Raw genomic sequence first — 21,836 nt, 5'->3', positions numbered from 1 at the left:
TTAAAAATTTTTGATGCGTTTGGACATTGTAATGAGGTCTGTAAAACTTCCATCGGCGCCGCGCACTCCCTGTGGCAGGCGACCGCATTCCAAGAACCCGAAATTGCGGTAAAGTTGTATCGCTTTTTCGTTGTTGGCTACTACGTTAAAATGAATGATTTCAATCTCCGCATGTTCATCTGCCCAGCGCATTGCCGCCGTCATCAACCGCCGCCCGATACCCAGGTTCCACCAATCGCGCAAAATAGCAATCCCCAGTTCTCCTAAGTGCAACTGCTTCCCAAACTTGCTCTGGTTAATGGTCACCGATCCTACCACCTGTCCATCGGCTTCTGCCAGCAGCAATAAGTGCCGTGGTTGAAGCAGGTATTGCCGGATGAAATTTTCCTCGTCCCGCTGCCCGAACTTCATGGCCTCGGCATGTGTGTACAGCAGGAAATCGCTCTCCTGCGTCATCCGGCGGAAGGTTTCCAGTAAAACCGGCGCGTCTTCGATCCTGGGTTTCCGGATCACCAGTGTACTGCCGTTTGGTAAAAAGTGCTGCATACTCCCACAAATGTAAGGCTCAGGGCGAAAAAAGCAGCATCAAAGAAAAGGCAGTTGTCCGGGTGAACAACTGCCTGCATAAAATCATTTGTGGGCCGTCAAACTAGCTTTTCGCATGTTCCTTCACAAAAGCCAGCACTGCTGCTTTCTGTGAATCGTCCAGCCGCGCCTTACGCGCCATGCGGTTCATAATCGGTCCCCAAGCCTCCGCGGTGCGCGTTTCCGGCATGCGGTACTTGTGACAACGACTACATTTCTCCTGGAAAATGGTTTTCCCTTCAGATGCGGGGTACTTCGCGAACGCCGTGGCAGCATCCTGACCGGTATTGGTAGTATTACGGGAACAGGCGCTCAGCAACAGCATGGCGAAACCGATTTGACCTAATCTTTTCATAGTAACGTATTTAGTTAAAGCCGTGAGCAAAGTAGCTGATTTATACCAAATCAAAAAATAGATGTTTAAACGTATACGTACGAAAACTGTGCCGGTTGCCTGTCACCTGCCAGCCCCGGCCCTTACAAACAAACAGGCCCGCCGGTAGCAACCGGCGGGCCTGTCCTTAAACTATTGTTATCAATGCTATTGGATCTTATCGAACCCCGTATACGGACGTAGTACTTCCGGCAGCACGATACCGTCTTCCTGCTGGTTGTTCTCCAGCAAACAGGCCAGGATCCTCGGGAATGCCAGGGAGCTGCCGTTCAGTGAATGCAGCAACTGCGTTTTGCCATTGCCGTCTTTATAACGGATTTTCATCCTGTTGGTCTGGTAAGTTTCAAAGCTGGAAACGGAGCTCACTTCCAGCCATTTCTGCTGTGCTGCGCTGTACACCTCAAAATCATAGGTAATGGCGGATGCAAAGCCCATATCGCCGCCGCACAAACGGAGGATGCGGTAATGCAGGCCGAGGCTTTGAATCAGCTTTTCCACATGCGCCACCATCTCATCCAGGGTTTCGGTTGATTTATCGGGATGCGTGAGTTGCACGATCTCTACTTTATCGAACTGGTGCAGGCGGTTCAGGCCACGCACATCTTTACCGTAAGAACCGGCCTCGCGGCGGAAACAAGGCGTATAACCCGTCATTTTGATGGGCAGATCGCTTTCTTTTAAAATCTCATCACGGAAAATATTGGTCAGCGGTACTTCTGAAGTAGGAATCAAATAGTATTTGTCCTCGTTCGCATAGTACATCTGGCCTTCTTTATCGGGCAGCTGACCAGTGCCAAAAGCACTGTCTTCGTTTACCAGCAACGGCGGTTGGTACTCAGTGTAACCCGCGGCAGTATTGAAGTCCAGGAAGTATTGCTGCATAGCGCGCTGTATCCGCGCACCTTTGTTTACATACACCGGGAAACCGCTACCCGTTATTTTATTACCGAGTTCAAAGTCAATAAGGTTGTATTTTTCACCAGGTCCCAGTGTGGCACCGCGCCTGCATGCAATTGCGGCTGCTCGCCCCCGATGCGCACCACTTCGTTGTCGTCCGGAGTTTTACCCGCGGGAACGTTGGCGGCTGGCAGGTTGGGCAGTTTCACCAGGGGTTTCCAGCAATAATTTTTCGGTGGCGTTCAGTTCATCATTAATCGGAGCCAGGCGCTCTTTCAGGGTCGCTACTTCCGCTTTCAGCTTTTCTGCTTCTTCCTGCGAACCCTGCGACATCAGTTTACCTATTTCTTTGGAACTGGATTTCACACGGGATTGGGTGTCATCGTATTCCTGTGTGAGCTTCTTCCTTTTGTCGTCCAGCGTCAATACTTCGTCCACAACGCCCAGATCCTTGAAATTCTTCAGGGTAAGGCGTTCCAGAACCAGTTCCTTGTGCTGACGGATAAACTGTACCTGTAACATTTTGTCAAAAAATTTTGACAAATATAGCGCTAACAGGCTGAAAGGACAATCAATTTAAGTTAGGAAAGGTATTTGCCTACGATCGGCACCCTCCTGCCCACGCCAAATGCCTTGGACGACACGCGTATAATGGGACAGAACTGGTTGCGCTTATATTCGTTGGTGTTCACCAGCTTCAGTGCGCGCGCCACCAGCCCGGCATCAAAGCCCAATGCGACAATTTCGCGGGGCCCCTGCCGGCGCTCAATGTATTGGTACAAAATGCGGTCGAGGATAGCATAGTCAGGCAAACTATCACTGTCCTTCTGGTTGGGACGCAATTCCGCCGAAGGTGCTTTATCTATGATGTTGAGGGGAATAATTTCTTTCTCCCTGTTGATGTACCGCGCCAGGGCGTATACCTGCATTTTGTACAGGTCGCCGATTACGGACAGGCCACCTGCCATATCGCCGTACAACGTACCATAACCGGTACTCAGTTCACTTTTGTTGGAGGTGTTCAACAAAATATAACCGAACTTATTACTCAGCGCCATCAGCAGGTTACCACGAATGCGCGACTGCGTGTTTTCTTCCGCCACATTAAACGGCAGGTCTTTGAAGTACGGGTTTAACGTCTCCAGGAAAGTTTCGTAAATAGTGTTGATGCGGATAACATCATGGGGATTACCGAGGTTTTCGCTCAATGCTACTGCATCGTTCACCGAATGCTCTGTAGAATACGGTGACGGCATCAAGATCGCCCGAACATTCTCCGCCCCCAGCGCTTCGCAGGCCAGTGCCAGCACCACCGCGCTGTCAATACCGCCCGACGAGCCAAGGATGGCCTTTGTAAAGCCCATCTTCTTAAAATAATCCTTAATGCCCAACACCAACGCGGAATAAATGCGGTCGATGTTGTGATCGAATACCAATTCCGCCACGCTGGCCTTTATCTCCGCGGGTTGCGTACCAGTCAGGTTGTCGAGGTCCACCATATCCGTGGCTTCCACGAAGTAAGGCAGCTCCTTCACGATATTACCCTGCGCATCGTATACCAGCGAACCGCCATCGAACACGATTTCGGTCTGCGAGCCTACGGTGTTGCAGTAAATCATGGGCAGCTGGTATTTGCGCACATTGGCCACGATGATCGCTTTCCGGTCCTCGTCGTGATCGTAATCAAAAGGAGAAGCGGAAAGGTTGATCATCACGTCCGGCTGCTGGGTAATCAGTTTATCCATGGGGCACTCGCGGTAAAGCGGGTTGTCGCCCAGGTTCCAGATATCCTCGCAGATCGTTACTGCCAGTCGTTTGCCTTTAAACGGAATGACCTTCCATTCATCGGCCGGCTCAAAATAACGGTACTCATCAAATATATCGTAAGTGGGCAGCAGGGTTTTGTGCACCACGTATTTTACCTGTTGTTCATACAGGAACCAGGCGGCATTAAACAGGTCTTTGCCCTCGCGGCGGTGATTGCGCGCGGGCGCCCCGATCAATACGGCGATCTTTGCGGTATGAGACTTAATAATATCTACCGCCGCATAACTTTTGTTGATAAAATCTTCGAACTCGAGGAAATCCCGGGGAGGATAACCGCACACGCAAAGTTCGCTGAACACGACCAGGTCGGCCCCGGCGGCTTCCGCCTTGTGAATGGCGGTGATGATCTTCGCGGTGTTGTCTTCGAAATTACCAATATGATAGTTCTGCTGCGCTAATACTATTTTCATACGTTAAAGTTACTGCTACTAAAAGTAAAGCCCTAATCTCAGTGAAAAGCTGTTCAGGTTCACCCGGCCGTCGTTCCATCTTTTATTACGGGTAAGATCGGTAAAGCCGCCCTGGTAGCCGAAGCCAACGATGCCAGACAAGGTTTCCGTCAGCGGGTATTCCACACCGGCCGCCAGCAGCAGTCCCATGTTGAGACGGTGCATGTCGGTCATCACGTTTTCTTTGGTATATTCTTTATTATTGCTGATCACGTTTGCACGGGCTTTAATAGGCGCTGCAAAGTAGGTGCCGAACTGGCCCCAGATACCAATGTCGTCGCGGGTATCCGCTTTCAGCTTCAATGTGAGCGGCACCTGCAGGTACTGCAAACGCAGATCGTATTCCGTGGTGTAATCGTTGAATTTGTTGAGGCCAATCCCCTGATCGTACTTTAAAGTGCTACCGGTATGTACCACTTCGAAGCCGGTACCGAACGAGTAACGCTCTTCCCTGTCCAGGAAAAAGTCGGCCATGATGCCGTAAGCAAGATTCAGCTTACCGCTGTTACGCTCAATACCATTGTCCTGCGGACGCATGATCGCCACACCCGGATCGAGCTTAAAACCAAAACGCACTTTTCTATCCATCTTTTTGGACATCCGCTTGGAGAAACTGTCCTGCGCCTTTGCCGTTACACTTGATCCCATGACCAGCCCCGCAAACATTAAACATTTCCAATAATTCTTTTTCCGGGATAAGATGTTATGCAATATTTTTACCATCATTTAAGTTTTAAAAAGCGATGCAAATTTACAGTAATAAAAATATCCTGCGCCTTATCCTGTCCTCTTTTACCCTATGGACTGTATTTTCGGCCTGCCGCCAAGGCACGCGCACGCCCGATGTGAGCAATATTCCCATCTCCGTAAAAATAGAAAGGTTCGACCAGGATTTTTTTAATATCGATACCAATAACGTGGCGGCTGGTTTAAAATTGCTGCATGAAAAATATCCCGACTTTGCCCGTTTCTATTTCCAACATATACTGAACTTCGGTCCGCATACAGCAGGCGACACCCTGGTAACACTCGCCATCAGGGCGTTTTTAACCAACAGTGACTTCCGCCTGTTGCAGGATAGCATCAACCACCACTTCACCTCGGTGAAAGCCACTGAAGATGCACTGACACAAGCATTCCGCTTTACGAAGTACTACATCCCCTCCTTTCAGGCGCCCAGGGGTAAGAACGTTCATGTCTGCCATCGGCAACTATGGCGCGTTGACGGTAGACAGTACCGTGGGCATCGGGTTGGATATGTACCTGGGCAAAGATTTCCCGATTTACGGCGTGCTGTCTTCCGAGCTGCCGGCTTATCTTGTGAGAACCTTTGAACCGGCCTACATCCCGGTGAACGTGATGAAAGTGGTGGAACAGGACTTGTTCCCCCGCCCTGCAGAAGGCCGCAAGCTGATAGAGCAAATGATCGATGCGGGCAGGCAGCAATACTTCCTTTCCAAAGTACTACCTGCGACGGCCGATACCCTGCGTATAGGTTATACACGGGCGCAGCTGGACTGGTGTAAAGAAAATGAAGAATTGATCTGGCAGTATTTTGTGCAGCAAAACCTGTTGTACACTACTGACTGGCAGCAACTGATGCACTTTATGGGCGAAGGTCCCAGCACACAGGGCATGCCTCCGGGATCACCCGGCAAGATCGGCGCATACGTAGGCAGCCGCATCGTATCGTCTTACATGGATAAACACCCCGACGTAAGCCTTGAGCAGTTAATGGAAAATAAAGATGTGTTGCAGATTTTTAATGAATCGAAGTACAGGCCCAGATAAAAGTATAGGTGAGCAGGGATAGGCCGATACGGCGTTGGCAGTAAGTGTATTTTCGTTAGTTCAGTTTAAATGGCACTACCATCTGGAATTCGGGGATTTTCACCTCGAACATCTTTTTATTCAGCTGGTTTTCCATCTGATAGTTCCCGTACATTTTACCAATCTCTGTGCGGAGGTTGGATCCGGACACATATTGATAGCTTTCGCCGGGCGCTAATAATGGCTGCACGCCTACCACGCCTTCTCCTTCCACTTCGCGGTGGGTGCCGTTGGAATCGATAATATACCAGTGACGGCGCAGCAATTTGATCGGAAAGGTGTTGTTGTTTTCAATCGTAATACGATAAGCGAACATAAACTCACTTCCGATGGGATTGGAATAATCCGGCTGGTAGAACGTTTCCACGCTGATAGTAATGCCCTCTGTTACCTTCTTGACCATAGGAACAACCTTTGTAAGTAAAAATAAGGAAAAATCACCCAGAGCGGTAAAAAAATCCACGGCCGGGTCGCTTTTAACGAATCTTTATACAATCTGCACATTTTCCATCACGCCCGGGTTCTTTTCAGCTGCCCGCGCTTCCACTTCAAACTTATTATTCCAATAGCCATGCCATATCCAGTCCCAGAGATAGCGGCAAAGGAAGCCGGCAAAACCATGGCGGCGGTACTGGCGTATGTGGCAAACTTCATGACGCAGCCAGGCGGTGTTGTTCAGCAGCTCGCCGCGATCCGCACCGTGCAGGTGAATGGTGCGGCCAAATACGATGGCCACCGCCTTCGCCCCCAGTTTCTTCGCAGCCAGCCTGGCTACCCATGAATCTTCTTTTATGGTACAAATGATGATCTCCAATTACTTTTTATGCTTCCGGTCCAGGTCAAATCTACGGGAAATATTAAAGCCCCAGCGGAACTGACCGTTCGTCCAGGTAGACGTAGTTTCCGGAATGAATTGATTTTCAAGAATGGCGGTCGAGTTCGTAAAGCTCAGGTTAAACACGTGCCCACCAGTTTCAATCTCCAGTCCAACACCAAGAGTGTTGTAATACTCCATCCCCAGGGTTTTCGCGTAATCCTTGCTTTCCTGGTCGCGGAACGGTACAAAGTAATCCACCACCAGCGCCAGCCTGTTAGTAAATCGCAGCCGGCCGCCTACGCCCGGGGCAAACATGTTATTCATATCGGCATATCCCACGCGGTTGCGATGCACGTAAGTAGGCAACACCGCCAGTGAAAAGGCATGCCCGAACTGCCGCGCCAGCACTACCTGCGCAGTATAACTCATACGATCACTGAACTTGCCGAAATACGAGGGCGATGACACTTCTTCGGCAGATTCCATGGCGCTTACCACTGCGTTACCGAAAAGGGTAATTGCAAGGGGTACCCGGTTATCGGTCGTTTGCTGCAGCAACCGGTATTTGATCACCCCCTCGTACAACTGCGACAGGTTGCCGGAGCCTTTGGTACGGCCAATGCCGGCCGTCAGCTTGTCGGTAATACCGTATTCAAAAGCGATGCGGATGTCGGAGGAGTTATCTATCCCGAAAAAGGTTTTGGAGCCGCCGTTAGCGCCGCCAATATCGCCAAAACGGTGGCCTACCCGGAAGTCCAACTCGCCCTTGCCGAGTGTTTCGTTCGACTGGCCATTGATAATACGGGTGGATTTAAACGTAGCGATGACCGGCTCGCCGCGTTTGGTGGAATCTTTAAACATATTGCTCAGGTCATCCTGCGCAAAACAGGGCGCGGATACGAATACAGCAGCGATAAGAAGGCGTACGAAGGACATAAGACGATTTTAGCAGTTAGTTATTGGGCGGGTGCGTACGTACCGGTAACGGTTACGTCCACTACTTCCGCAATGTTTTTGATCACCAGCGTGGGGATCTTTATTTTATGATCAGCTACTTTTACCTTAAAAGTGCTGCTCACGGCGAGTTTGCCGTCGCTCACGGTAACCGTACCCTTTTCGGTGTACGCTTTGGCAACACCGTGAATGGTCAGCGTGCCGCTAACGGTCACATGGTAAGTTCCGGGTTTGCTGAGATCCGGCAAATCATTGATGTTGCCTTTAAACTCGGCATTCGGGTACTTGTGTGTTTCCGGTAGTTCTCGTTGAAGTGTTCCTGCATCAGGGATTTCTTAAACTGGAAGGTGTTGACCGCAATCTTGAAATACACGGCCCCGGTTTTTGTATTGATGGCAGATACCCCCTGGGAGGTTTTGGCGTCAATGTCCTCCATAGGCGCCTTTGAGAAAAAAAGACAAATTAACGTTCCGGGAAGTGTAAATACCCTGCGCGGCAACCGCCAGCGTACAGGAAGTAAAAGCCAGGGAACAGCAGCAATCGTTTCATAAAGCACGTCGTTTACAGGTCATTGATCAGGCATTCCGTTATTGATCCAGCAGGCTATCGAATCGCGCACCTCGCGGGACAGTGCGGGAAAGCCCTGCGATTGCGGCATGTCGGCCGTGGGGCCGGTTACCTTGTCGGCAAACAGGCTGCGGTTATTGTTGATAAATGTTTTCAGGCTGGCCAGCGTACCGAAGTTCGCCCGGGCCGGGGCACCGCCGCCGGGGTGACAATTAAAATTGGTACAGTGCTGTTGTATCAGCGTATACATGCGACCGGAAGTAATGTGCGCAGTGTCGCAGGCCACCACCGATGCACCCGGTTTAGGCGCCTGTTCCGAGGTACAGGCACTGTAAACAAGCCATAGGAGCAATATGCCGGATAAGTATCTCATCTTCTTAGCTATTTATCTTTTTTGAAACCTTATAATTTTCTGTATACGTGCTTATCTTGCAAAGAGTTGTCTTTCCAGAGAAAGATAATACATTTACTATTAAACTAATATAACGTGACCATAGCGCAACTGTATCATATATACCAACAGCATCCTTCGGTACAAACCGACACGCGGAAATTGCAACCCGGCGACATCTTCTTTGCCCTGAAAGGCCCGAACTTTAACGGTAACGCCTATGCTAAAGCAGCACTGGACGCCGGCGCGGCGGTGGCGGTGATAGACGAGGAAGCCTATTTTACCCAGCCGGATAAAATGATGCTGGTACCGGATGTACTGGAAGCCTTGCAGCAACTGGCTTTGCACCACCGCCAACAATTCAGCATCCCGTTTATCGGCATCACCGGCAGTAACGGTAAAACCACTACGAAGGAGCTGGTGAAAACCGTACTGGAAACCACTTATAAAACCGTGGCCACCGTGGGCAACCTGAATAATCACATTGGTGTGCCGCTGACGATACTGAGCATTCCGGCCGATACTGAAATGGCCGTGATTGAAATGGGCGCTAACCATCAGCTCGAAATTGAGGGCTACTGTAAAGTGGCATTGCCTACGCACGGACTCATCACCAATATTGGTAAAGCACACCTGGAAGGCTTTGGCGGCCCCGAAGGCGTTAAAAAAGCCAAGGGTGAATTATACGATTACCTGCGGGCCAACAATGGTACGGTGTTTTATTTTTCCGGCTACGACTACCTGGCCGAAATGAGCAAAGGCATCCCCCACGTGATAACTTACGGGGCCGAACACGCCGACTATACCGGTGAAGCGGTACCCGGCACCGCACTGCTGGAGTTCAAAGCAGGCGGCGAGCATATACGCACACAACTGGTTGGCGCGTATAACCTGCCTAATGCATTGGCAGCCTTTGCCATCGGGCGGCATTTTAATATTCCTGCGGATGTGATTAAAAAGGCGATAGAAGGATACGTACCCTCCAACAACCGCTCGCAGATCATGCCGCTGGGCAGCAACCTGGTCATCATGGATGCATACAATGCCAACCCCTCCAGCATGAAAGCGGCGATCGAAAATTTCGCGGGACTGGAAGCGGAAAGCAAGGTGTTATTATTAGGCGGCATGATGGAATTGGGAGACGATAGCGTAAAAGAGCACCAGGAACTAATCAAGCTGCTGGAAAGAACTCACTGGAAAGCTGTAGTACTCGTGGGCGGCGACTTCGCAAAAGTGCAACACCCTTATATCTTTTTAAAGAATGCCGAAGAAGCCAAACGCTGGCTGGACGCTCAGGGTTTTGAAAATACGCACCTGTTGATCAAGGGTTCGCGCAGTGTGGGGATGGAAAAAGTTATTCAAAGCTGATAAAAAAGCCGCAGCAGTGAGTAACTGCTGCGGCTTAATAAATTTACCGGGGTTGGTAAAAAATAAACCTGCGAGCTAAACAACTCACAGGTTTTCATAACCTATGCCAACTTTAGAGTATTTTTCAAATAGCCTACGGCTAGATTATTTTATTGAAAATCAAGATAGTAAGCTTTCCTTACTTTTCCTAATTGCTAATACATTAGTAGTTATTATTAACAACAGATACCTACGGTAATTGTTCGCGGGTAGATTTCCTATTTTGAAAACATTTCCCGCAGTAATTGCTGTCTTTAACATTTATTAAACAAAAACTTCGCCACTGTATTGGCCCTGAGCCAGCCCAACCGCTGAAATATAGCAGCAGTAAGGGTTTCAACCGATTACACCCTATATAACACTGACAACCATCTATTTGTTCGCTTTCCCAAAGTGTTTAATTATCGCCCCACCTTCATTTTCTTTTACCCGGAATTGAAGCGTTGCTTCCTCATCACCTTGTAAGATAACGATCTGTGAAGGCACGCCTTCGAAGCTGCCAGACGGTTGTACCTGGCGCAAGGCCACGTCGTAGGTGCCGGGTGGCAGCCACAACCGGAAGCGGCCATCTTCCGTAACATAAGCCTGGAACTGTTTTCCGTGCCCGGAAGCCTCTACCATCCAGGCGTTGGGCGATTGGGAATACTGACTGTAACGGCCCTTTTCCCATTGCACCTTTCCTGTAATACCGGCGCTGCGTTTGGCCGGAATGGCCAGCAACCTGCCGCCACGATGCGCAGGCAGTAATACCTGCGCCTCTGTCATCCAGCCGGCTGGAGCGGTAATGTCGGCCAGCCGCTCCTCCCGTTCGCCGCTCTCGAACTGTATAGACCCACCGGCGTCGGACACCATACCGGCACTACCCACGCGCACCAGCACGCCTTTGATGCCTGCCTCGCCAGGCTCCCGGACCCCATTATTGTTCCGGTCGTCGAAAAACACGAGTTGGTAACGCGACGCGCGCGGTGTGCCAACGGGTTTGGAAAACAGGTAGCTGACGCCGGCGCCCAGGTTGGAAAAGTCGTATCGGCCCGGGGCGAACAGCGAGTAATCGGCATGCAGCAGCCAATGCCGGCCCGCCTGCCAGGCGCAGCGCGCGGAATAGATTTCAAGCCAGCCCGGCAAAATATCCTGGTAAAGGAACTGCGCGCTGGCCATCATTTGTAATTGTCCTTTGAACAGGCTGCGCTGCAATACCGGCCCCACCTGGAAGTTCCGGTACGCCTGATACACGGCGGCCATGTTCGCGTATTCGCGCAGATAAAATGGCCGTATCTGCCCCCAGCCGGAAAGCGAGATCCAGTTCCAGCCAACACTCATATTCATCTTATGCGATTGAAACACGTTCGCCTTTTCGCGGTTGATGTTGTATTGGGTGCTGCCGATATCGTACGTAGCGGTGGCATAAAAACCCGACGGCGTTTGCAGCTGCACGTCCAGCGCCAGGCGATCGCTTACTGATGTAAAGTCCGGGATGTTCTGCGGTTTGTAAGCGGCTGTTTGCCAGTGACGGTAGGGCCTCAGCGTAAAACTAAAATTGCTTGAGGGCATAATGCGCAAAGAAAACTCACCGATCTGTTGCTCATCGATCTGCGGCACAAAGTTATAAATAAGTTCATTAAACAGGCGCGGCGCGTTGGACTGTTGCAGGTAACGAACGCCGAGTTCTATTTTATCTGTAAGCAGCATGCTGAAACGCTCGTCGAACAACCGGAGTCCACGGCGGAAACCGGCATAGCGCCGCCCGGAAACATAGTTCACCGAATTCCAGGAATAACGCCCGGAGGAACCGGAAATATCGAGCCCGCCGGCAGCCGCGGTATATCGTTCACCCGTGGAGTCGATCACCTCATCGCTGGCGCCGAGCACACCGCGCAATTGAAAAGCTTCTTTATCCTCAAACTTCCAGCTGAAAGATCCCAGCCGCGATGTAACACCCGCGCGCGGATCCCTGCGATGTACGAGTTGCGTATGAAAATTTAAACCGCCTTCGCTACTGCGATCTATATCTATGGCGTGTGTAGTTATGCGGGGCAGCTGCACATATCCTTTTTCATTGGTGTAACGCACCTGGTTATTATTATCATATAAATAAGTGTACGATGCAGACACGCCACCCCCAACATCTACCCCGGCCTGCGCACCCTGGCCATTGAGCAGTATTTCCTGCAACGCAGTAATATTACCCGCCTTCGCGAACACCGGGCCCTGTTTTAAATAGATATAACTATCCATAAAAAAACGCTGGTGTTGCTGAAAGAACCAAAGGTGTTGCAGTTTGATATCGAGTGCGGTGTTCGCATCATTATAAGAAGATACAAGGGTAGCTTCCTGGTAAGGTGCTCCCGTTAATAAATTGCGAACGGAAGCATCAAAGTAGTTGCCCTGCAGCATGAGATCCTGCGTACGATCGGAGTAACGGTTGGTCACCAGTAAGGGCTGACAGTATGCAGTGGCGAGTACAAGATTGTTGGGCGTACTGGCGGTGACACTGATCTGCGGATTTTGTATCGACTGTGATTGCCCGTCTGGCAGCGCTCTTACAATGATTAACGTGTCGCCACCCGGTGGCAGTGTAAATGCAGGCGGCGCTTCAACAAACCTGAACCCGCCGGGAATGGCGCTGTAGCGCAATTGAAGCGGTTCATCGCTGTTGCCGCGGTTCATTATATGTACGCGCCACCGCAAGGTATCCTGTGCAGACCGGGTAATAACAGGTTGCTCCTGGGGCATCATCACGATGCGTCGTTTTCGCTCGATGTAGAAGCGGATTTTTTTGTTAAGCCAATGTTATTGACAGCATCCGTAAACGCTGCTGTACAGGAATTATCTGCTTTGTTATTTTGTTCCTCATGCACAAAAAATTTAAGTACGAACCTGCGGGTTTCGCCGGGCGAAAGTGTAACGTCGCGCACCTCCGTACTGAGCAACTGAATTCCATCAGTCTTTAATGAGAGTCGACCAGAAATGTTTACTGTGGCGGAATTGCGAAGATTAAGTATAGCCGTTACCGTTTGTCCTGATTTTGTTGTGAGCGCATCTTTCTCGAAAAAAGCACAGCCTGCCCCTGGCTTTTTAACCCGGAAATAACAAACGTGAAACACATCAGTAATAGCTTGAAACGGAAGCTACGGGGCATATTCGGCAGGTTGATTGCTATAAATGTAGATGATATTTTTCATAAAAATCACCTAATTTCCAATCGAGATTATTGACTTAAAAATTTCATCTCATGAAAAGCCCAAAAAAATACTGCTTGCGTTTTGCTTGTTACTAGCGGGGTGCGCCATCTCACAAAAAGCCGCCGCCCAAAATGCTACCCTCACTGTACGACTCACATCTGCGCTGGTGTTAACCGTGAATCAAACTAATCCCACGTTGATTTTTGCGAGTGCTTCCGACTATGCTACCGGTGTATCTGTTACGTATAATAATGCATTAACAGTGACCAGCACCACTGCCTACACGGTGAAAGTAAGAGCAGCAGGCGACCTCGTAAATGGCGCTAACACCATCCCCGTGAGTAATGTAAAAGTTGCGCCCACGGGTAATACCGGCGTTGGTACAACCGCCACGGTAGCCTTGTCGACTACCGACCAAAACATCATTACAACTGCACCTGCGGCTATTCTGAAGAACATCAACCTGACCTACAGTACAGACGCAAACAACGCAGCATTTATCGGACAACCTGCGGGCGATTATGTAACAACGATTACATTTACCGCCACTGCCGGATAATCAGTATTGATGACCACCGATTCCTATACCGCCGCGGGCACCCTTTCGCCCGCGGATGGTAAGCTATTGCACTCACCTCAAGTACAACCAAAGCACAATTCATGTACAAACCGTTGTTCTTTCTACTGCTCCTTTGCACCGGTATCGCAAAGGCACAGCCATCCGTTTCCGTTGCTCCGTCACGTTTATTTTATTCATTTCCCGCTGGACAATCCAGCACGCAGGACATAAGGATACTTAATCCGGGGAAAAGCGCCATGGTGTTCAGCATCACGCTGGCCGACTGGCAGCGCGACAGTCTTGGCGACAAGCATTATTTCCGCCCAGACTCACTTCATAATTCCTGCGCAGGATGGATAGAATTACCCTATAGCAGCATTACGTTACAGGCTGGCGAAGAGCGTAACATTCCGGTTAAGTTATTGGCGCCTACCGATGCCGGCAACACGGTGCGCAATGCGATGGTTTTTCTGACACAGGCGGAAGATGATGAAAGCATCCGTGTGCAAAAGAAAAATGGCGCCAGCATGGTCGTTCGCCTGGAAGTAGGCGTACACGTGTATTATACGCCGCCAACACTCAGCAAAAAGTCCATCGACATCATTAACTTCCGTGATGGTGGCTGGAAAAAAACAGGCGATTCCTCCAAACACATGTTGGAAGTAGTGTTTAAAAATACGGGCGAGTTGATGGCGGAGAGCCATGTAAAACTGGAGCTCACCAATCAGGCCACCGCGGAAGAAATCAAGCTCGATGCACAGCCTGCGCCAACCATGCCGGGCGTTACACGGGTGGTGCAGTTTGGCCTGCCTGCAAATTTGAAAAAAGGTAATTACCTCGCCGTGGCAATTGTGGATAATGGCCCTGAAATACCTTTGCGGATCGGGGAGCTGGAGTTTGATCATCAGTAATATGCACCTGTATAAAATTACATACTGTATCATACTTTGCAGTCTTTTCTGCTGCCTGCAGCTGCATGCACAGAAAGGGCCGCATCCGGAAAGTATTTACGACGAACGCGACTTCCTTGGCTTCACCACATCGAGTCCCCCGCCGATAGATATTGCTACGCCTGCCGAATATCAAAACGGAAAATTTTCCGATGCACCATCCAGCATATTACTGGCACTGGGCCTGGCATGGACGGTATCCATCCGTTCGCAAACGGCGAATCTTACAAGTGGTAGTAACAACATTCCTGTGAGTAATGTAACAGTTCAGGTGGTTGGGGTGTCCGGAATTGGCACCGGTGTAGTCACCTTGTCGACCACCAGCCAGGTAATTGCCAGCGGCGTGCTGGCGCTGACGGCCAACTTCAGTTTCAGGTATACAATGAAAGGCGGCAACCATCTGCTGGTGCCGGCCGGTACTTATACTTCGAGTATAATTTTTACGACAACGGGGCTATGAACGAATTTCCTGGCAGATTTCGATCAGCACGCCATGCGTGTTTTTCGGATGCACGAAGCAAATGAGTTTATTGTCGGCCCCACGTTTGGGCTGCTCGTTTAACAGCACAAAACCTTCTGCAGACAACCGCTGCATTTCTGCAAAAATATCTTCCACTTCAAATGCGATGTGGTGAATCCCCTCTCCCTTTTTATCGATGAATTTTGCGATGGCGCTATCGGGGCCGGTGGCTTCGAGCAATTCTATTTTTGTTTCTCCCTGCAGAAAAAAAGCGGTTTCTACCCACTCGCTTTGTACCGGCTCCTGTTTGTAACAGGGTGTATTCAACAGTTTTTCATATAGTGGCACGGCATCGGCGAGCGAGCGTACGGCGATACCGATATGTTCTACTTTCAGCATATGACGTGAATATAGTACTTTTAATTACTCAAAAGTGGACAGACATGCTGAAACTGCCGGTGTACCTCGATTACAACGCCACCACGCCCTGCGATCCGCAGGTGCTGGAAACGATGTTACCTTACTTTTCCCAACACTTCGGCAACGCCGCCAGTCGCAGCCACTCGCTGGGACTTTACGCAGGCGCTGCGGTAGACCTTGCACGGGAACAGGTAGCGGCATTGATCGGCGCGCATCCCACGGAAATCTATTTTACTTCCGGGGCCACGGAGGCTAACAACCTGGCCCTGAAAGGCGCGATGGAATCCTACGCATCAAAAGGCCGCCACATTATTACCTGTGCCACCGAACATAAAGCGGTGCTGGACACCTGCCATCACCGGAACAATTGGGTGCGGCAATAACTTACCTGCCCGTTAACCACGAAGGCGCCATCGACCTTATGGAGCTGGAAGCCGCGATTCGTCCCGATACGATCATGATTTCGCTCATGTATGCCAATAATGAAACCGGCGTAATTCACCCGATGAACCAGATCAGCGCGGTTGCCCGCAAACACAACGTACTCCTCATGAGCGATGCAACGCAGGCCGTCGGAAAAATTCCGGTGCACGTGGATAGCGACGGCATCGACATCCTCACCTGCAGCGCGCACAAACTGTACGGGCCTAAAGGCACAGGCGCCATTTACCTGCGCCGCAAATCACCGCGGGTACGGGTAGCGCCGCAGATCGACGGCGGCGGACATGAACGCGGTGTACGTTCCGGTACGCTGAATGTGCCGGCCATCGTGGGTTTCGGCAAGGCATGCGAACTGGCCGGCCATTACATGCCCACCGAAAGCAGCCGGTTACAAAAGCTCCGCGACAAGCTGGAAGCCGGGCTGCTGGCCATCCCCGGCGCTCACGTAAACGGCGCCGCACGCCTGCCGCATGTTACCAACATTGCCTTTGAAGGCGTGGAAGGCGAAGCGCTGATGATGGCCACGGGCAAAAGCGTAGCCGTATCTTCCGGCTCCGCCTGCACTTCGGCCAGCCGCGAACCCAGTTATGTATTAAAAGCCATGGGACTAAGCCACGACCTCGCAAGGGGCTCGCTGCGGTTTTCCCTGGGCAGGTTTACAGAGGAAGCGGAAATAGATTATGTGATCGGGGCAATTGGAATGGCAGTGGAAACGTTAAGAGCACTGAAGCCATTTGAGGGGTAAAATCCTATTTATAAGTTTTAAACTTAATTTGTAGCTTGCACATAAACTATTTAGTTTTACGCAACTTTGATATTTCATGCTATCCATATTTAAAAAAGAGATCCATCAATTTTTCAGCAGCATAACCGGGTATGTAGCCATCATACTGTTCCTGCTGGCTAATGGATTATTCCTCTTCGTTTTTAAAGACACGAACCTGCTCGATGCGGGTTACGCCAATCTCGATCCGCTGTTCGAGCTGGCGCCGATGATCTTCTTACTATTGATTCCAGCTATTACGATGCGCAGCCTGTCCGAAGAATTCAAAAGCGGCACCATGGAGCTCCTGAGCACCAAGCCCCTCACCGGCTGGCAGATCGTACTGGGTAAATACTGGGCCTGTGCACTGATCGTACTGATTTCGCTCGTGCCCACGCTCATCTACTACATCGCGGTATCGCAATTATCGGCCCAGCCGGGAATGCTGGATACAGGTGGCATTATGGGATCTTATATTGGGTTATTGCTGCTCGGCGGCACCTTCACCGCAATCGGCATCTGGTCATCTTCGATTACCTCCAACGCCGTGGTAGCTTTCCTCGTGGCTGTTTTCACCTGTTATATTTTTTATACGGGATTTGAAGCGTTGAGTAAACTGCCCGTGTTCGCAGGCGGCATCGATTATTACTTACAGATGGCCGGCATCAGTTTCCATTACAATTCCATCAGCCGCGGCGTGATCGATAGCCGCGATATTATTTACTTTTTCAGCGTGATCGGTTTTATGCTGTACCTCACCAAAGTATCGCTGCAACGCAGGATCTGGCAGGCATAAGTCCATATACATACCTCATGGAAGTTACGACAAGACACAAACGAAAAAATATATACAGCGCGTACTCTTCGTGCTGCTCATCCTCATCGGCGTAAATACGGCGGCATCTTACCTGCATCGTCGCTGGGACCTGACGGCGGAAAAGCGCTACACGCTCACCAGCTCTACCAAAAGGTTATTACAAAACCTGGATGCGCCGGTGGAAATAGATGTGTTCCTGAAAGGCAATTATCCTGCGGGCTTCCGCCAGTTGGCGCAGAGCACACAGGAGCTGCTGGCGGAGTTTACGGAATATGGCCGCAACAACGTGCGCTTCCGTTTCGTAACACCCGGCTCGCACCTGCCGGACAGCGCCCGTTTTATTTTCCAGGATTCCCTGGTGTCTAAAGGCATTATGCCGTTTAACCTGCAGATTACAGCGAACGGTAGCGAAGGCTATTCAGAAAACCTGATTTTCCCCGGCGCCATGTTGCGTTACAAGGGCCAGGAAATTGGCGTTAACCTTCTGCAGGGACAACCCGGCGCAGACCCCATGCAGGCGCTGAACGCCTCGGCTGCCATGTTGGAGTACCGATTCGCGAACGCTATTTACCAATTAACACTGCCGGAAAAACCGCTCGTAGGTTATATGTTAGGTCATGGAGAACCAGTAGGCCCGCACGTATACGATGCACTGCGCACGCTGCAGCAAACATACCGGCTGGACACGATCAACCTCCGCCTGAACCCGTTTATTCCGCGCGAGTTCGGCACGATCATCTTTAAAAACCGATAGAAACTTTTACAGAAGAAGATAAATTAAAGATCGACCAGTTTGTCATGAACGGCGGCAAGGTGATCTGGTTCCTGAGCACACTGACCGCCGATGTAGACAGCCTGCACAGCGCCAACCAGTTCGTAGCGCTCGATCGCGGACTTGGACTGGAAGACATCCTGTTCCGTTACGGCGTTCGTGTAAACCTGGACCTGATCCAGGGACCTGCAGTGCGATGTGGTGCCGCTGATCGTTGGTAACATTGGCGACAAACCGCAGATCCAACCTGTTCCCTTTACTTACTTTCCGGTATTTACCCCCACCGGTGTACATCCCATCGTAAAAAATATGGATGTGGTCATGGGACGTTTTACCAATTCTATAGATACCATGACGGGGGCGGCATCCGCAAAACAGTACTGCTGGCCTCTTCTGACCGCAGCCGCAAAGTAGCGGCGCCCATCGGTATTAACCTGGCCGATGTGAGGGTACAGCCGAACCCGCGCCAGTTCATGCAGAAAGAAATTCCGGCCGCGGTGTTACTCGAAGGCAATTTCACTTCATTATATAACCACCGCCTGAACGGCGGGCAGCAACAGGCGATCCAACAGTTGAGCGGCGTACCGTACCGTTCCACCACTGCCGAACCCGGCAAACTGATCGTGGTAGCGGGCGCCGACTTTGTGACCAATGCATTTTCGCAAAAGAACGGGCCGCTGCAAATGGGCGTGAATGAATTTAACCAGGGGCTACGTGTTCGCCAACAAAGAATTTTTCACGAACTGTATGGAATACCTCACCAATACCAGCGGTATTATGGAAACCCGCAACCGCGAAGTAACACTGCGCCTGCTAGACGGGGAAAAAGTGAAACAACAGCGCACGAAATGGCAGTTGCTGGCGTTTGTAGTGCCTGTAGGACTGGTCCTGCTGTTCGCCATGGTATTCAATTTTATCCGCCAGCGCAGGTTTACCGCCTGAATGGCACAGGATTAGCGGAAAAAGGATGATCTGAAAGCACTATCTTTGCCTTTCATAAAATTTCATCCTTCATGACACCGGAGCAATGGACGTATATCGTCTTCGGCATTGTTATTATCGTTGCGCTTATTTTTGACCTCGGCTTACTGAGTAAAAAATCTGCTACTATTTCCATCAAAAGGCACTTATCCAGACCTCCTTTTGGGTAGGCCTCGCGTTCCTTTTCTTCGGTTATCTCTGGTATGAAGACGGCTCCACGATCGCAGTGAGCTTCCTCAGCGCCTACTTAATGGAGTGGTCGCTATCCATCGACAACATCTTTGTATTTATACTCATCTTCGGTTTCTTCAAAATAAAAGAAACCAACTATGCCCGCGTTTTATTGATCGGTATTTTGATGGCGATCGTATTACGCGCCATCTTTATCACCCTCGGCGTGGCGCTGATAGAGCGCTTCCACTGGATATTGTATATTTTCGGCGCCTTCCTGGTATACACGGGCTTTAAGATGTTCGTCGTGAAAGAAGATGATGAATATAACCCGGCCGACAGCCCCATTTATAAATTCATCAGTAAATACTTTCGCGTCACACATGACAATCCCGAAGAAAAGTTCGTGGTAAAAAGAGAAGGCAAAACATATTTGACCAACCTGATGTTGGTAGTAATGATGCTGGCGGTAACCGACGTAGTGTTCGCGCTGGATTCTATTCCGGCCGTGTTCGCCATTTCAAAGGAGCCGCTGGTAGTATATACCTCTAACATCTTTGCCGTACTGGGCCTGCGTTCACTGTTCTTTTACTGCGTGGCGCGGTGGACAAATTCGATTACCTGCAGCAGGGTATCGCGATCGTACTGATCTTTATCGGTGTTAAAATGCTGATTGAATACTTTAATGTTCATATACCCATTTACGTGTCGCTGATCGTGATCGTGGCATGTTTGGGCGGTTCTATCCTATATTCCTTATATCATCAAAAAAAAAGATTTCCCTGAAGAAATAACAGACCAGAAGGTTTAACCGTTAATAGGCGGTAGCCAACTCGACAAACCATATAAAAAGTGTATAACGCAGAAACCATCAGCAAGGTACTGAAGGGAGAACTGTTGCAACAGACAGGTACTCCGGAGATCGAACATATTGTACTGGACAGCCGCAAGCTGAATTTTGCAGAAACATCATTGTTCATTCCCCTTATCAGTGCGCGCCGCAATGCGCACCAGTTTATTGAAGAGCTCTATGAAAAAGGCGTCAGCAATTTCGTAGTCAGCGAAGCAATAGACCTGCAAAAGTACCCCAAAGCCAATGTTATATTGGTAAAAGACACCTTACAGGCGTTGCACGCCCTGGTTGCGTGGCATCGCCAGCACTTCCACGTTCCCGTGATCGGCGTTACCGGCAGCAATGGCAAAACCATCGTAAAAGAGTGGTTATACCAGCTGCTGGAAAAGGACCACAACATTGTGCGCAGCCCTAAAAGTTATAATTCGCAAACCGGTGTAGCCCTGTCCGTATGGCAGATGAAGCCGGAAAACGATCTCGCTATATTTGAGGCAGGTATTTCCCAACCCGGCGAAATGGTGAACCTCGAAAAGCTCATCAAGCCCACTATCGGCATATTCACCAATATCGGCGAAGCACATAGCGAAGGCTTTCTGAACGTGCGGCAAAAGATCAACGAAAAGTTGGTCCTGTTCATGAAAAGTGATGTGCTCATTTATCCGAAAGACTACCTGGCGCTCAACGAGTGCGTACTAAATTTTCATACCCAGGTCGGCAAACGCGAGACCGATAAAGCCATCCAGCTCTTTTCCTGGTCGCGCAAAACAGACGCCGACCTGCGCATTATCAGCTGCGATAAAAATAACAACCACACCCGCATCGACGCGCTGTACAAAGGCGAAGCGCTGCATATTAATATTCCGTTTATCGACGAAGGCTCCATCGAAAATGCCATCAACTGCTGGGCATTGATGTTGTACCTCGAAATTCCGCAATCCACGATTATCGAGCGGATGGACCGCCTCGGCAACATCGCTATGCGCCTCGAACTGCGACAGGGCATCAACAACTGCTCGATCATCAATGACAGCTACAACTCCGATATGGGTTCACTGTCTATCGCACTCGACTTCTTACAGCAGCAACGCCAGCATCCAACCAAAACGGTGATCCTGAGCGATATTTTGCAGAGCGGTAAAAGCGAGGCAAGCCTGTTCGAAGAAGTAGCTGCACTGCTGGAGCAGAAAGGCATTCAAAAGCTGGTGGGCATTGGACGCAACATCAGCCGGGAGAAGAGGATTTTCCAGCAGGTACTGGGCTTAAAAAGCAGCTTTTACCTGAGTACCGAAGAATTCATCCAGCAGTTCAATCCACAGGATTATGTCCAGAAACCATCCTGGTAAAAGGCG

27 protein-coding genes and 3 pseudogenes are annotated in these 21,836 nt (G+C 50.2%); 16 read left to right on the top strand and 14 right to left on the bottom strand.

Features of this window, described 5'->3' with window-relative positions; genetic code table 11:
- The 7 genes from MKQ70_RS30745 to MKQ70_RS30715 form a co-directional block, all read right to left on the bottom strand.
- Entirely contained in the window at positions 1 to 546 is a 546-nt protein-coding gene (locus MKQ70_RS30745; RefSeq protein ID WP_248078308.1) for a GNAT family N-acetyltransferase, read from the bottom strand.
- A 103-nt stretch (positions 547 to 649) separates the two neighbouring features.
- Entirely contained in the window at positions 650 to 940 is a 291-nt protein-coding gene (locus MKQ70_RS30740) for a hypothetical protein (RefSeq protein WP_248078306.1), read from the bottom strand.
- A gap of 186 nt (positions 941 to 1,126) precedes the next feature.
- The gene (gene serS / locus MKQ70_RS30735; protein ID WP_248081762.1) at positions 1,127 to 1,918 is read right to left on the bottom strand and encodes a serine--tRNA ligase; all 792 of its coding nucleotides are present in this window, start codon (positions 1,916 to 1,918) and stop codon (positions 1,127 to 1,129) included.
- Positions 1,915 to 2,085, bottom strand: a complete 171-nt coding sequence (locus MKQ70_RS30730; RefSeq protein WP_248078304.1) for a hypothetical protein — start codon at positions 2,083 to 2,085, stop codon at positions 1,915 to 1,917. Before MKQ70_RS30730 ends, serS begins: the two co-directional genes overlap by 4 nt.
- On the bottom strand, positions 2,042 to 2,398 hold the full coding sequence (locus tag MKQ70_RS30725) for a serine--tRNA ligase (RefSeq protein WP_248078302.1): 357 nt from the start codon (positions 2,396 to 2,398) through the stop codon (positions 2,042 to 2,044). The genes MKQ70_RS30730 and MKQ70_RS30725 overlap by 44 nt, the downstream gene beginning before the upstream one ends.
- 59 nt (positions 2,399 to 2,457) lie before the next feature.
- Positions 2,458 to 4,113 carry an NAD+ synthase gene (locus MKQ70_RS30720; protein ID WP_248078300.1) on the bottom strand — a complete coding sequence of 552 codons (1,656 nt, stop codon included), beginning with the start codon at positions 4,111 to 4,113 and terminating at the stop codon, positions 2,458 to 2,460.
- Positions 4,114 to 4,131: 18 nt separating this feature from the next.
- Positions 4,132 to 4,752 carry a porin family protein gene (locus tag MKQ70_RS30715; protein WP_372490160.1) on the bottom strand — a complete coding sequence of 207 codons (621 nt, stop codon included), beginning with the start codon at positions 4,750 to 4,752 and terminating at the stop codon, positions 4,132 to 4,134.
- Between the two features lie 143 nt (positions 4,753 to 4,895).
- Between MKQ70_RS30715 and MKQ70_RS43480 the strand changes: the two are divergent.
- Positions 4,896 to 5,273: pseudogene (locus MKQ70_RS43480) on the top strand (gliding motility protein GldB-related protein); the annotation flags it as partial.
- 73 nt (positions 5,274 to 5,346) lie between these two features.
- Positions 5,347 to 5,943, top strand: coding sequence for a gliding motility protein GldB-related protein (locus MKQ70_RS30710; protein ID WP_248078293.1), 597 nt, complete (start codon positions 5,347 to 5,349; stop codon positions 5,941 to 5,943).
- Between the two features lie 55 nt (positions 5,944 to 5,998).
- Here the strand turns inward: MKQ70_RS30710 and apaG are convergent, their stop codons facing one another.
- The 4 genes from apaG to MKQ70_RS30690 all read right to left on the bottom strand — a co-directional run bounded on the left by apaG (position 5,999) and on the right by MKQ70_RS30690 (position 8,001).
- Positions 5,999 to 6,385 carry a Co2+/Mg2+ efflux facilitator ApaG/CorD gene (gene apaG / locus MKQ70_RS30705; RefSeq protein ID WP_244845599.1) on the bottom strand — a complete coding sequence of 129 codons (387 nt, stop codon included), beginning with the start codon at positions 6,383 to 6,385 and terminating at the stop codon, positions 5,999 to 6,001.
- A gap of 84 nt (positions 6,386 to 6,469) precedes the next feature.
- Complete coding sequence (locus tag MKQ70_RS30700) at positions 6,470 to 6,796, bottom strand: eCIS core domain-containing protein (RefSeq protein ID WP_248078292.1); 327 nt, start codon at positions 6,794 to 6,796, stop codon at positions 6,470 to 6,472.
- A complete protein-coding gene (locus MKQ70_RS30695; RefSeq protein ID WP_248078290.1) occupies positions 6,797 to 7,735 on the bottom strand; it encodes a DUF5777 family beta-barrel protein in 939 nt (312 codons plus the stop codon).
- Positions 7,736 to 7,755: 20 nt separating this feature from the next.
- Complete coding sequence (locus MKQ70_RS30690; protein ID WP_248078289.1) at positions 7,756 to 8,001, bottom strand: YceI family protein; 246 nt, start codon at positions 7,999 to 8,001, stop codon at positions 7,756 to 7,758.
- Between the two features lie 99 nt (positions 8,002 to 8,100).
- Here MKQ70_RS30690 and MKQ70_RS30685 point away from each other — a divergent pair, with 99 nt between their 5' ends.
- A complete protein-coding gene (locus MKQ70_RS30685; protein ID WP_248078287.1) occupies positions 8,101 to 8,304 on the top strand; it encodes a hypothetical protein in 204 nt (67 codons plus the stop codon).
- A gap of 17 nt (positions 8,305 to 8,321) precedes the next feature.
- On the opposite strand, the gene MKQ70_RS30680 is transcribed toward MKQ70_RS30685, so the two are convergent.
- Positions 8,322 to 8,693 carry a hypothetical protein gene (locus MKQ70_RS30680; RefSeq protein WP_248078286.1) on the bottom strand — a complete coding sequence of 124 codons (372 nt, stop codon included), beginning with the start codon at positions 8,691 to 8,693 and terminating at the stop codon, positions 8,322 to 8,324.
- Positions 8,694 to 8,807: 114 nt separating this feature from the next.
- Here MKQ70_RS30680 and MKQ70_RS30675 point away from each other — a divergent pair, with 114 nt between their 5' ends.
- On the top strand, positions 8,808 to 10,079 hold the full coding sequence (locus MKQ70_RS30675) for a UDP-N-acetylmuramoyl-tripeptide--D-alanyl-D-alanine ligase (RefSeq protein ID WP_248078285.1): 1,272 nt from the start codon (positions 8,808 to 8,810) through the stop codon (positions 10,077 to 10,079).
- A 411-nt stretch (positions 10,080 to 10,490) separates the two neighbouring features.
- Here the strand turns inward: MKQ70_RS30675 and MKQ70_RS30670 are convergent, their stop codons facing one another.
- Positions 10,491 to 12,857: a hypothetical protein gene (locus MKQ70_RS30670; RefSeq protein ID WP_248078277.1), complete on the bottom strand. Its 2,367-nt coding sequence runs from the start codon at positions 12,855 to 12,857 to the stop codon at positions 10,491 to 10,493.
- Positions 12,858 to 13,385: 528 nt separating this feature from the next.
- Between MKQ70_RS30670 and MKQ70_RS30665 the strand changes: the two genes are divergently transcribed.
- The 3 genes from MKQ70_RS30665 to MKQ70_RS30655 all read left to right on the top strand — a co-directional run bounded on the left by MKQ70_RS30665 (position 13,386) and on the right by MKQ70_RS30655 (position 15,269).
- Positions 13,386 to 13,859 (top strand): hypothetical protein, encoded by a 474-nt coding sequence (locus tag MKQ70_RS30665; protein WP_248078275.1) that lies wholly within the window; start codon positions 13,386 to 13,388, stop codon positions 13,857 to 13,859.
- A gap of 101 nt (positions 13,860 to 13,960) precedes the next feature.
- Entirely contained in the window at positions 13,961 to 14,770 is an 810-nt protein-coding gene (locus MKQ70_RS30660; protein WP_248078273.1) for a fimbrial biogenesis chaperone, read from the top strand.
- 1 nt (position 14,771) lies between these two features.
- Positions 14,772 to 15,269 (top strand): hypothetical protein, encoded by a 498-nt coding sequence (locus MKQ70_RS30655; protein ID WP_248078272.1) that lies wholly within the window; start codon positions 14,772 to 14,774, stop codon positions 15,267 to 15,269.
- Here MKQ70_RS30655 and mce read toward each other — a convergent pair.
- Positions 15,264 to 15,668 (bottom strand): methylmalonyl-CoA epimerase, encoded by a 405-nt coding sequence (gene mce, locus MKQ70_RS30650; protein WP_248078271.1) that lies wholly within the window; start codon positions 15,666 to 15,668, stop codon positions 15,264 to 15,266. The genes MKQ70_RS30655 and mce overlap by 6 nt on opposite strands.
- A 44-nt stretch (positions 15,669 to 15,712) precedes the next feature.
- Here mce and MKQ70_RS43475 point away from each other — a divergent pair, with 44 nt between their 5' ends.
- From MKQ70_RS43475 to MKQ70_RS30620, 9 genes and pseudogenes are all read left to right on the top strand, one after another.
- Complete coding sequence (locus MKQ70_RS43475) at positions 15,713 to 16,072, top strand: aminotransferase class V-fold PLP-dependent enzyme (RefSeq protein ID WP_282456883.1); 360 nt, start codon at positions 15,713 to 15,715, stop codon at positions 16,070 to 16,072.
- On the top strand, positions 16,057 to 16,875 hold the full coding sequence (locus MKQ70_RS30645; protein WP_282456882.1) for a cysteine desulfurase family protein: 819 nt from the start codon (positions 16,057 to 16,059) through the stop codon (positions 16,873 to 16,875). Before MKQ70_RS43475 ends, MKQ70_RS30645 begins: the two co-directional genes overlap by 16 nt.
- A 76-nt stretch (positions 16,876 to 16,951) precedes the next feature.
- Positions 16,952 to 17,689, top strand: a complete 738-nt coding sequence (gene gldF, locus MKQ70_RS30640; protein WP_248078270.1) for a gliding motility-associated ABC transporter permease subunit GldF — start codon at positions 16,952 to 16,954, stop codon at positions 17,687 to 17,689.
- A gap of 70 nt (positions 17,690 to 17,759) precedes the next feature.
- Positions 17,760 to 18,464, top strand: coding sequence for a DUF7088 domain-containing protein (locus tag MKQ70_RS30635; RefSeq protein WP_308199267.1), 705 nt, complete (start codon positions 17,760 to 17,762; stop codon positions 18,462 to 18,464).
- A gap of 44 nt (positions 18,465 to 18,508) precedes the next feature.
- Positions 18,509 to 18,703 (top strand): Gldg family protein, encoded by a 195-nt coding sequence (locus MKQ70_RS40105; RefSeq protein WP_308199266.1) that lies wholly within the window; start codon positions 18,509 to 18,511, stop codon positions 18,701 to 18,703.
- Positions 18,681 to 19,129: pseudogene (locus MKQ70_RS43470) on the top strand (Gldg family protein); the annotation flags it as partial. The gene MKQ70_RS40105 and the pseudogene MKQ70_RS43470, both read left to right, overlap by 23 nt.
- Before the next feature lie 46 nt (positions 19,130 to 19,175).
- Entirely contained in the window at positions 19,176 to 19,424 is a 249-nt protein-coding gene (locus MKQ70_RS30630) for a hypothetical protein (RefSeq protein WP_248078268.1), read from the top strand.
- Positions 19,425 to 19,581: 157 nt separating this feature from the next.
- A pseudogene (locus MKQ70_RS30625) lies at positions 19,582 to 20,420 on the top strand (TerC/Alx family metal homeostasis membrane protein).
- A 66-nt stretch (positions 20,421 to 20,486) separates the two neighbouring features.
- Complete coding sequence (locus MKQ70_RS30620; protein WP_248078267.1) at positions 20,487 to 21,830, top strand: Mur ligase family protein; 1,344 nt, start codon at positions 20,487 to 20,489, stop codon at positions 21,828 to 21,830.
- Positions 21,831 to 21,836 lie beyond the last annotated feature (6 nt).

The sequence above is a fragment of the Chitinophaga sedimenti genome (assembly GCF_023156195.1).
Taxonomy (GTDB): Bacteria; Bacteroidota; Bacteroidia; order Chitinophagales; family Chitinophagaceae; genus Chitinophaga; species Chitinophaga sedimenti.
Note: the sequence above shows the minus strand (reverse complement) of the source record. Positions and strands in the feature narration are given on the sequence as shown.